Source organism: Streptomyces sp. MK37H, from assembly GCF_018035285.1.
Taxonomy (GTDB): Bacteria; Actinomycetota; Actinomycetes; order Streptomycetales; family Streptomycetaceae; genus Streptomyces; species Streptomyces endocoffeicus.
The window spans coordinates 1-9,469 of the sequence record NZ_JAAAYH010000355.1 but is presented as its reverse complement, the minus strand read 5'-3'; the positions used below and the strand labels follow the sequence as shown (position 1 = coordinate 9,469).

At 71.1% G+C, this 9,469-nt stretch carries 10 protein-coding genes; 4 read left to right on the top strand and 6 right to left on the bottom strand.

The window, feature by feature from the left end; translation table 11 throughout:
- Positions 1 to 260 (bottom strand): ATP-binding protein (locus tag GWI24_RS47010; RefSeq protein WP_374103370.1); only part of this gene is annotated, 260 nt, incomplete at its 3' end.
- 243 nt (positions 261 to 503) lie between these two features.
- Between GWI24_RS47010 and GWI24_RS33970 the strand changes: the two genes are divergently transcribed.
- From GWI24_RS33970 to GWI24_RS33960, 3 genes are all read left to right on the top strand, one after another.
- Positions 504 to 1,379: a helix-turn-helix transcriptional regulator gene (locus GWI24_RS33970; protein WP_210949900.1), complete on the top strand. Its 876-nt coding sequence runs from the start codon at positions 504 to 506 to the stop codon at positions 1,377 to 1,379.
- 25 nt (positions 1,380 to 1,404) lie between these two features.
- Positions 1,405 to 1,617, top strand: a complete 213-nt coding sequence (locus tag GWI24_RS33965; RefSeq protein ID WP_210949901.1) for a DUF397 domain-containing protein — start codon at positions 1,405 to 1,407, stop codon at positions 1,615 to 1,617.
- Positions 1,618 to 1,718: 101 nt separating this feature from the next.
- A complete protein-coding gene (locus tag GWI24_RS33960) occupies positions 1,719 to 2,534 on the top strand; it encodes an SAM-dependent methyltransferase (protein WP_210949899.1) in 816 nt (271 codons plus the stop codon).
- A gap of 87 nt (positions 2,535 to 2,621) precedes the next feature.
- Here GWI24_RS33960 and GWI24_RS33955 read toward each other — a convergent pair whose 3' ends face one another.
- The 5 genes from GWI24_RS33955 to GWI24_RS33935 form a co-directional block, all read right to left on the bottom strand.
- Positions 2,622 to 3,974, bottom strand: a complete 1,353-nt coding sequence (locus tag GWI24_RS33955; protein ID WP_210949898.1) for an MFS transporter — start codon at positions 3,972 to 3,974, stop codon at positions 2,622 to 2,624.
- A gap of 121 nt (positions 3,975 to 4,095) precedes the next feature.
- Complete coding sequence (locus GWI24_RS33950) at positions 4,096 to 4,566, bottom strand: RpiB/LacA/LacB family sugar-phosphate isomerase (protein ID WP_210949897.1); 471 nt, start codon at positions 4,564 to 4,566, stop codon at positions 4,096 to 4,098.
- Between the two features lie 134 nt (positions 4,567 to 4,700).
- Positions 4,701 to 5,732 (bottom strand): LacI family DNA-binding transcriptional regulator, encoded by a 1,032-nt coding sequence (locus GWI24_RS33945; RefSeq protein ID WP_210949896.1) that lies wholly within the window; start codon positions 5,730 to 5,732, stop codon positions 4,701 to 4,703.
- A 245-nt stretch (positions 5,733 to 5,977) separates the two neighbouring features.
- Positions 5,978 to 6,670 (bottom strand): response regulator, encoded by a 693-nt coding sequence (locus GWI24_RS33940; RefSeq protein WP_138916359.1) that lies wholly within the window; start codon positions 6,668 to 6,670, stop codon positions 5,978 to 5,980.
- The gene (locus tag GWI24_RS33935; RefSeq protein WP_210949895.1) at positions 6,667 to 8,340 is read right to left on the bottom strand and encodes an ATP-binding protein; all 1,674 of its coding nucleotides are present in this window, start codon (positions 8,338 to 8,340) and stop codon (positions 6,667 to 6,669) included. Before GWI24_RS33935 ends, GWI24_RS33940 begins: the two co-directional genes overlap by 4 nt.
- Before the next feature lie 98 nt (positions 8,341 to 8,438).
- Here GWI24_RS33935 and GWI24_RS33930 point away from each other — a divergent pair, with 98 nt between their 5' ends.
- The gene (locus GWI24_RS33930) at positions 8,439 to 9,440 is read left to right on the top strand and encodes a tripartite tricarboxylate transporter substrate binding protein (RefSeq protein ID WP_210949894.1); all 1,002 of its coding nucleotides are present in this window, start codon (positions 8,439 to 8,441) and stop codon (positions 9,438 to 9,440) included.
- Positions 9,441 to 9,469: the final 29 nt, after the last annotated feature.

Sequence of the window (9,469 nt, the reverse complement as noted above, 5' to 3'; positions counted from 1 at the left end):
CCCCCGCCGACGCTCAGCCTGCACTCCAGGTGATCGCTGAGCGTATGCGTGATCACGTTGGTGACCAGCTCGGAGACCACGAGGAGCGCGTTGTCGCACACGTGGGCGCTCACGCCCCAGGCGCGCAGCCACTCGCGCACGGCCGCGCGGACCGTGCTCACCGAGGAGGCGGTGGCCGGAAGCCGTAGGGCATATCCCGGATGGGTGTCCTGCTCCCGGGACGTCCGAAGGGGAGTCAGGGGAAGGGCGAGGGGAGCCACAAGCGGCCACCTTTCGTCTGCCTGCGCATCATGACCGGGCCGTTCCCGCACTGCGCAGTGCCTACGGACGTACCCACGCAAGCGTTCCTACCGTGATCGGACGGTGTGACCACTGTGGCAGGTGCAACGAACGACTTGCAAGCGGTAAGTTGAAAATTGCAAGTTGCCATCGGGGGGATGCCGTTCGCGCAGCCGGCGACCGTGACAGACTGCAGCCGTAGCCCGGTGTGGGGAGGTAGAGCGTTGGCGGCGGAAACCGCATGGGGCGGTGCCCCCTCCGTCCTCCGCATGATCCTCGGCAGGCAGCTGGAGGAGCTGCGGACGCGCGCCGGCCTGACCTACGAACAGGCGGGCGCGGCGATCGGGGTAAGCCACTCCACGATCCGCAGGATGGAAGCCGCCAAGGTGGCCCGGCTCAGACTCGCGGACGTGGAGAAGCTGCTCCAGACGTACGGCATCACCGACCGGCATGAGCTCGACACCTTCCTGAAGTCGGTCCGCGAGGCCAACAAGCGCGGCTGGTGGCACACCTACCGCGATGTGATGCCGGACTGGTTCGCCGCGTATCTGAATCTGGAGCAGGCGGCGCTTCAGATCCGCGCCTACGAGGCGCAGTTCGTCCACGGGCTGCTGCAGACCGAGGACTACGCCCGTGCGCTGCTCAGCGCCGGAAACCCGCACGCTCCGTCGGAGGCCACCGAGCGCAGGGTCGCCCTGCGGATGCAGCGCCAGGAACTGCTGACCCGGGAATCCCCTCCCCGGCTGTGGGTCGTGATGGACGAGACGGTGCTGAGGTGGCCGGTCGGCGGCCCGGCCGTGATGCGCGCCCAGATCGACCATCTGATCGAGGTCAGCGCCCTTCCCCAGGTGACCGTGCAGATCATGCCGTTCGGGAGCGGCCCGCATCCGGCCATGCGGGCGGGTGCGTTCCATGTCTTCCGGTTCAGGGCTCCGGAGTTGCCCGACATCGTCTACCTCAGCGGCCTGGTTGGCGCCGTGTATCTGGACAAGGAGGACGACGTGGTGGTGTATCGCGAGGTCCTGGACCGGATGGGCGCCCAGTCGGTGCCCGCCAGGAAAACCGAGGCCGTCCTCGGCGCAATTCGCAAGGAGCTCTGAAGTGCACCACCACATACGCAGCGGCATGTCCTCCCACGACCTCGGCACCCTGGGCTGGTCCAAGCCGTGGAGCGACGACGCCGGGGGCGCCTGCGTCGAAGCCAAGAAGCTGCACGACGGACGGGTGGCGCTGCGCCAGTCGACCGACCCCGGCGGCCCCGCACTGGTTTTCAGCACGAACGAGATGACCCGGTTTCTGGCGGGTGTGAAGGCCGGCGACGCCGACTTCCTCTGCTAGCGCCACGGCGCCGCATCCTTCCCGGTCGCGCGGGCCCGTCCAGGCCCGCGCGACCGGGGGCACACCAACAGCGAACTGACGATCCACTGGGAGGGGACGCCTTGAGCGACAACGGTTGGTCGGCCGACCGCATCGACACCGAGAGCGCGCATTCGGCACGTATCTACGACTACATCCTCGGCGGTAAGGACTACTACCCGGCCGACAAGGAAGCGGGCATCGCCATGGCCCGCGAGTGGCCCGCCCTGCCGATCCACATGCGCGCCAACCGCGACTTCATGAACCGGGCCGTGCGCTATCTGGCGGAGGAGGCGGGTATCCGGCAGTTCCTCGACATCGGCACCGGAATCCCGACCTCGCCCAACCTCCATGAGATCGCCCAGACGGTGGCCCCGGACTCCCGGGTCGTCTACGTGGACAACGACCCCATCGTCCTCACGCTCTCCCAGGGCCTGCTCGCCAGCACCCCCGAGGGCAGGACCGCCTATGTCGAAGCGGACATGTGCGAGCCCGCCACCATCCTGCGGGCCCCCGAACTCCGCGAGACCCTCGACCTGACCCGGCCGGTCGCCCTGACGGTGATCGCCATCGTGCACTTCGTCCTGGACAAGGACGACGCCTACGGAATCGTCAACCGCCTCCTGGAACCGCTGCCCTCCGGCAGCTACCTGGCCATGTCCATCGGCACCGCCGACTTCGCGCCGGACGAGGTGGCCCGGGTCGCCCGTGAGTACGCGGCCCGCGACATGCCCATGCGGCTGCGCACCGAGGCCGAGGCGGAGCGGTTCTTCGACGGCCTCGAGCTGGTCGAGCCCGGCCTCACCCAGGTCCACAAGTGGCGCCCGGACGCCACCGCCACCGAGGACATCAAGGACGAGGACATCGCGATGTACGGAGCGGTGGCCCGCAAGCCCTGACGTCGTTGACCGGCGGGCCCGGCGCCGTGTCCGGGCCCACCGGCCGACTGCCCCTCGGCTCAGCGGGAGGGGGACGGTTCCCTCGGCTCAGCGGGAGGGGTGCCGTTCGCGGTCGGCCGCTCGCCGCGGCTGCCCGGCCGGGAGGACCGTGCGCCGCTCGGGGCTCCAGGTCTCGCGGGTGGACAGCACCCCGAGGAGTCCCACCAGCGCGATGCACACATAGAGTCCGGCCGGGCCCGCCCAGCCGAAGGACTCCGCGAGCAGCACGGCGAGGAACGGCGCGAAACCGGCCACCGAAGCCGCCGTCTGGTAGCCGAGGGACGCCCCGGACGTACGGGTGGCGGTGTTGAACAGCTCGGCGAACCAGGCGGCTTGTGTGCCCGTCAGCGCCGCGTGGATCACCCCGATGCCGATCAGGAAGATCAGCACGATGAGCACCGGAGCCCCCGTGTTGGCCATCAGGTACATCGGGAAGCCGAAGACCGCGGCCAGCACACAGGCCACCAGGTACACCGTGCGGCGACCCACGCGGTCCGTGAGCGCGCCGGAGAGCACGGTGGTCGCGGTGGCGAGCAGGCTGGCGGTGACCACACCGGCGAGCGCCACGCCACGGTCGCCGTCGTCGCGGTCGGTGATGTAGGAGAGGAGATAGGTGGCCGTCAGGTAGTAGGCGCAGGACTCCACCACGCGCAGGGCGATGATGCGCAGGATATTGCGCCAGTCCTCGCGCACCACGCTGAGCAGCGGGTTGCGGACGGTGGTGCCCTTCGCCCGGGCGGCCTCGAACTCCGGGGACTCGGTGAGCTTCATCCGGATCACCACTCCGGCCACGATCAGCAGGGCGCTGGCCAGGAAGGGCAGCCGCCAGGCCCAGTCGGAGTCGAGGGCGGAGGAGAGCAGGAAGGCGATGTTGGCGAGCGCGATGCCCAGGGGGTTACCGGCCTGCGGTATCGCCGAGTACAGGCCGCGGCGGGTGCGGGGCGCGTGCTCGTACGTCATCATCACGGCGCTGCCCCACTCGGCGCCGAACGCCAGCCCCTGGACACAGCGGATGACCACCAGCAGTACGGGCGCGGCCACTCCGACCTGCTGATAGGTGGGCAGCATGCCGATCAGGACGGTGGCGATGCCCATCGTCAGCAGGGCGCCGACCAGGACCGGCTTACGTCCGTGGCGGTCTCCGAGATAGCCGCCGACGGCCCCGCCGATCGGGCGCATCAGGAAGCCGACGCCGAGGGTGACGAAGGCCAGCAGGGTGCCGACCACCGGGTCCGAGTTGGGGAAGAACGCGTCGCCGAAGTACAGGGCGGACGCGGTGCCGTAGGCGACGAAGTCGTAGTTCTCGACGCAGGTGCCGACGGCGGACGCGAGGGCTGTCCTGACGCGTCCTCGTGCGGGAGGCGGGGGCGGGGGCGACGAGGGTGAGGTAGGAGCGGTCATACCGGTTCCCTTCGAGCGGAGGTGTGCCGGGGACGAGGTGCCGGGGAGGAGATGGGTTGGGGACGAGGTGTGCCGGGGACGTCAGATGTGGTCGGCGGACATCAGATGTGTTTCGCGGACATCAGATGTGTTTGGCGAGCTCGCGGGCCGAACGCAGCTCCAGATCGCGGAGCTTGGCCACGCGGCGTACGGTGTCGGCGTCGTCGTCGAACGTCGCGCCAAGGAACGACTCCAGGACCTCCGTGGCCATGGCCGGTCCGATGAGCCACGCACCCATGGCGAGCGCGTTGGCGTCGTCGTGCTCGACGGCCTGGTGGGCGGAGTACACGTCATGGCCGAGGCCGCATCGAATGCCCGCGATCTTGTTGGCGGCCATCAGCGCCCCCGCGCCCGTCCCGCACACCAGCACGGCGCGGTCGGCTTCCCCGCTGCGTACGGCGTCGCAGGTGGCGAAGGTGATGTCGGGGAAGTCGACGGGGGTGTCGGTGTCGGGACCGAAGTCGACCACCTCGTGTCCCAGACGTCGCAACACCTGGCGGACGTGTTCCTTGAGGGTCAGCCCCGCGTGGTCGTTGCCGAGTGCGATGCGCATGGTCAGCCTTTCGTCTGTGCGTCGGGCAGGGTGGGCCGCTCCGCGGACGCCACGCCGAGGCGGCGGGACCGCGGGGTGGGCGGGTCCGCGGAGTGTGCGAGTTATGGACCGCGGGTTATGGACGGGTCGGGTCGTCAGGCGGTGGGATGACTGGCAGCGGTGTGCGGTCGCGCCGCCGATGACCGGCGGGGGATCAGCCGCATCGGCAGGACGACCGACTCGGCCGTGCCGCCGTCGATGACATCGAGCAGGAGTCGCATCGCGGTCGCCCCTAAGGCGCGGGCATCGTGGGCCACCACCGTGAGCGGGGGATCGAGTTCGCCGAACCACTCGATGTCGTCGAAGGCGACCAGAGCCAGATCCTCGCCGATCCGCAGACCGCGCTGGCGCACCTCGGTCAGCGCGCCGACCGCCATCAGGCTGTCGGCGGCGAGCAACGCGGTCGGCGGCCGGTGGTGCGCGAGGAGTTTCCCGGCCGCCGTGCCACCGCTCGCCCGGCGGAAGTCCCCCGCCGTGATCAGCGCGGGGTCGTCGTCCAGGTGGTGGCGGGCGACCGCCTCCAGGAACGCGCTGAGCCGCGCCCGCCCGGTGGACACGGACGGCGGTCCGCCGATGTATCCGATGCGGGTGTGGCCCTGTTCGGCGAGATGGGCGACGGCGAGCTCGACCCCCTGTGCGTTGTCGGCGGTCACGCTCGGCACATCGAACCCGTCCACGGTGCGGTCCACGAAGACCAGTGGCACCCGCGCCTCTTCCAGAGCGCGCAGATTGCCGCGGCCCTCCCCCTGGGGAGCGATGATGATGCCGTCCACCCGCTGGGTGAGGAACACATCCAGGTAGGTGTCCTGTTGTGCGGTGTCCTCGTTGGCGTTTGCCAGCAGCGTGACGTACGACGAGGCGAGCGCGGTCTGTTCGGCGCCGTGGGCGATGTCCGCGAAGAACGGGTTGCGTACGTCGGAGACGAGCAGCCCCACCGCATGGCTGCGAGCCGAACGCAGCGCCTGCGCCCGGGCGTTCACCCGGTAGCCGAGCTCGGTGGCCGCCGCCCGCACCCGTTCGCGGGCCGCGGGTGAGGTGGCCGAGTGGCCGGAGAGCACCCGCGACGCGGTCCCCACGGAGACACCCGCGCGGGCTGCGACGTCCTTGAGGGTAACGGTGGCGTCCACATGCGGCCTTTCGCTGGGGCGGGCTCGTGCGGGTGCGGCGAAGTCGCCGTCCTGGTGGTGAGGTTGGGGGAGTGATGGCAGGGACGGCGGGCCTCGGAATCGATTCCATGGAATCGATTCCAGCGGGGATCTTGGTGGACGCGCCCACCCGAGTCAAGAGTTCTCACAAGGCTCGTTCGGCCGTCTCGGCCAGTGGTCGCCCTCCCGGCCCGGAGCGGGACGGACATGGGGACCCGTCAGGGGCCCTACGCCCGCCGGCTGTAGCGGCGCTCCGGGCGCCCGGCGGTGCCGTAGCGCAGCGAGACGTCGGCGTGGCCGGTGGCGTGGAAGTACTCCAGGTAGCGGCGGGCGCTGACCCGCGAGATGCCGATGGCGGTGGCCGCCTCGGCGGCGGAGACGGTGCCGTCCGCCTCGCGGAGGGCGCGTTCGACGAGCTGGGCGGTCTCCACGCTCAGGCCCTTCGGGAGGGCGCCGCCCGCCGGGGGTGCGAAGGCCCCGGCCAGGACGCGGTCCACATCCGCCTGGCCACGTACGACCGTGGTGAGCAGCCGCCCGCGCTGGGTCGCATAGCGTTCCAGGCGGGGTTGGAGGTCCTCGTAGTCGAAGGGCTTGAGGAGGTAGTCGACCACGCCCTGACGGACGGCGCCGCGCACCGCGTCGGCCTCCCGGGCCGCGGTGATCACCATGACGTCGCAGTCGTGCCCGGCGGTGCGCAGCCGTGGGATGACGTCCAGGCCGAAGAGGTCCGGCAGATAGAGGTCGAGCAGGACCAGGTCGGGCCGGAGCGCGTCGACCGCCTCGATCGCCTGCTCGCCGGTGTGGGCGGTGCCGACGACGCGGAACGGCGCCACCCGCTCCACGAAGGTGCGGTGGACGCGCGCCACCATGAAGTCGTCGTCCACGACGAGCACATCGATCGTGCCGGCCGACTCGGTCATCGGGTCGCTCCTTCCGCCACCGCGTCGGCGGGGTGGCTGACGGACATGCGGGCGCTGAACATCGCGCCCTGGCTGGTGTTGGTCACCGCGATCTCGCCGCCGCGGCGCTCGCAGACGAGCCGGGTGAGCGCGAGTCCGATACCACGCTCGCCCTCCCTGGCGGCCTTGGTGGTGAAGCCGTGGGCGAAGACCTCCTGGGCGAGTCCGGGGGCGACGCCGGGGCCGGAGTCGCGCACCACGATCTCCACACTGGTGTGGTCCTGGCGCAGCTCGACCTCCACCCATGGCTCGTCGCCGTCCCCGCCGCCATCCTTGTTCCCACCGCCGTGCTCGGACGTGGTGGCGTCGATGGCGTTGTCGACCAGGTTGCCGACCACGGTCGCCACATCGGCGGCGTCCTCGGGCGTCAGCCGGTCCAGCGCGGTGCGGTCCGACAGGCGCAGGGCCACCTTCCGCTCGGCGGCCTGGGACGCCTTCGCCATCAGCAGGGCGGCGATGGCGGTGTCGCGGACCCGGCGGCCGATGGACATGTCGAGCGACTGGCGGCGCTGGTTCAGCGCCCGGATATAGCGCACCACCTCCTCCTGCTCGCCGATCTGGATCAGCCCGGAGATGGTGTGCAGCTGGTTGGCGAACTCATGGGTCTGCGCGCGCAGCAGCTCTGAGGTGGAGCGGAAGGAGCCGATCTCGCGCTCCAGCCTCGCCAGCTCGGTGCGGTCCCGCAGGGTGGTGACGGACCCGAGCGGCCGTCCGTCCTTGACGACCGTCATGCGGTTCATCACCAGGACCCGGCCGTGCCGGACCACGACCTCGTCCTTCGGATCCGCCGATTCCCTCCGCGCCCCCGCCAGGACGTCCAGCAGCCGGCCCTCGATGCCGAGCTCGGCCAGGTTCCGGCCGACGCAGTCCTCGGGCAGGTCGAGCAGCCGCCTGCCCATGTCGTTGACGAGGGTCACCCGGTGCTGTGGGTCGAGGGCGACGACGCCCTCGGCGATGCCGTACAGCATCGCCTCGCGGTGTTCGGCCAGCCCGGTGATCTCGCGCGGCTCCAGGCCCAGCGTCTGCCGTTTGACGCGCCGGGCGAGCAGCCAGGAGCCGACGACGCCGAGCGCACTCGCCACGCCGAGGTAGACGGGCAGGTACGAGGACGCGCCGCTCAGCCGCTGCCACACCGTGGGAGACGCCTCGCCGATCATGACCGTGCCCAGATGCCGCCCCAGGTCGTCCCCCGTCGCGCCGAGCACCGGCACCTGCGCCACCAGCTCCCGGCTGCCGTCCCAGTCCAGCGTGCCCGACCAGCCACGGCCCGCGCCCGCCCCCTCGCCCCGCGGCAGCCGGTCGCCGAGCACCGTGGGATTCGTCGAGCTGACGACGCGCCCGTGGCGGTCGGCCACCGTGACGGACGTCACCCGCGACTGCACCCGCGCCGAGTACACCAGCGGGGCCAGCGCCTCCGCCGGCGAGGGCCCCACCAGCCTGCTGCGCACCAGCGGCTGGGCGGCCAGCTGCTCGGCGAGCGCACCGACCCGGCGGCCCTCCACCCGGTTGAAGGTGGCCTCCGACTGCGCGAGCGAGACCGCCGCCACCGCCATCAGCACCACCACGACGATGGCGAGCTGGAGGAGCAGCATCTCGCCCGCGAGCGTTTGGCGACGGAACGCGGCGACCACAATGAACTCAATCTCTCCTGCTGACACAACCTGGGCGCATTGTCCACCAGGCCGCACAATCATGGCGTCCGCCGTATGGGAAGCGAAAGGGAGGTGCCATGAGACGCCGCACCGGCACCCGCACCCGCGTCCTGTCCGGCGCCCTGGCCGCTGTGCTGTCCCTGCTCGTCGGCGCCTGCGGCACCTGGCCGGGCACCGGGGACACCCGGGACGACGGGCTGCGGATCCTGGTGCCGAACACACCCGGAGGCGGCTACGACACCACGGCCCGGACCGTGGCCCGGGTGCTGGAGGAGACCGGGACCACCTCGGACATGGAGGTGTTCAACCTGCCCGGGGCCGGTGGCACCGTCGGTCTCCAGCGCACCGTGGACGAACGGGGCAACGGACGGCTCGCCCTCCAGATGGGCCTCGGCGTGCTGGGCGCGTCCCATGTCGCCCACGCGAAGGTGACCGTGGCGCGGACCACCCCGATCGCCCGCCTGATCGAGGAGCCCGAGGCGGTGGTGGTCCGCAAGGACTCGCCGTATCGCACCATCGCGGACCTGGTCGCCGGGTGGCGGAGGCACCCGGGAGACGTCACGGTCGGCGGTGGCTCGTCGCTGGGCGGCCCGGACCACCTGCTGCCCATGGCGCTGGCCCGTGCCGTCGGCATCCAGCCGAAGACGGTGCGCTACGACGCCTACGACGGCGGTGGCGGCGATCTGCTCCCCGCGCTACTGGACGGCCGGGTCGACTTCGCCACCAGCGGCATCGGCGAATTCCTCGACCAGATCGCGGCCGGGCAGCTCAGGGTGCTCGCGGTCACCAGCGACCGGCCCGTGGCCGCGCTGCCCGGAGTGCCGACGCTGAAGGCGGCCGGGATCGACCTGGTATTCGACAACTGGCGGGGGATCGTCGCCCCGCCCGGCATCAGCTCCGCGGACCGCGAACGCTGGATCGAGGTGCTGACCGCGCTGCACACCTCGCGGCAGTGGAAGGCCGAGCTCACCCGCCACGGCTGGACCGACGCCTTCACCACCGGTGGCGCGTTCGCCACGTATCTGGCCCGGCAGGACAAGAACGTGGCGGAGCTGGTCGGACACCTGGGACTGGACTGATCGAACACTCCGCCGGGGCGGCCGCCGCA

What these genes read in the sequence shown, in the direction of transcription:
- GWI24_RS33955 (WP_210949898.1), bottom strand. Translation starts at nt 3,974, where the DNA reads ATGACCGCTCCTACCTCACCCTCGTCGCCCCCGCCCCCGCCTCCCGCA.
- GWI24_RS33930 (WP_210949894.1), top strand. Translation starts at nt 8,439, where the DNA reads ATGAGACGCCGCACCGGCACCCGCACCCGCGTCCTGTCCGGCGCCCTG.
- GWI24_RS33950 (WP_210949897.1), bottom strand. Translation starts at nt 4,566, where the DNA reads ATGCGCATCGCACTCGGCAACGACCACGCGGGGCTGACCCTCAAGGAA.
- GWI24_RS33965 (WP_210949901.1), top strand. Translation starts at nt 1,405, where the DNA reads ATGTCCTCCCACGACCTCGGCACCCTGGGCTGGTCCAAGCCGTGGAGC.
- GWI24_RS33940 (WP_138916359.1), bottom strand. Translation starts at nt 6,670, where the DNA reads ATGACCGAGTCGGCCGGCACGATCGATGTGCTCGTCGTGGACGACGAC.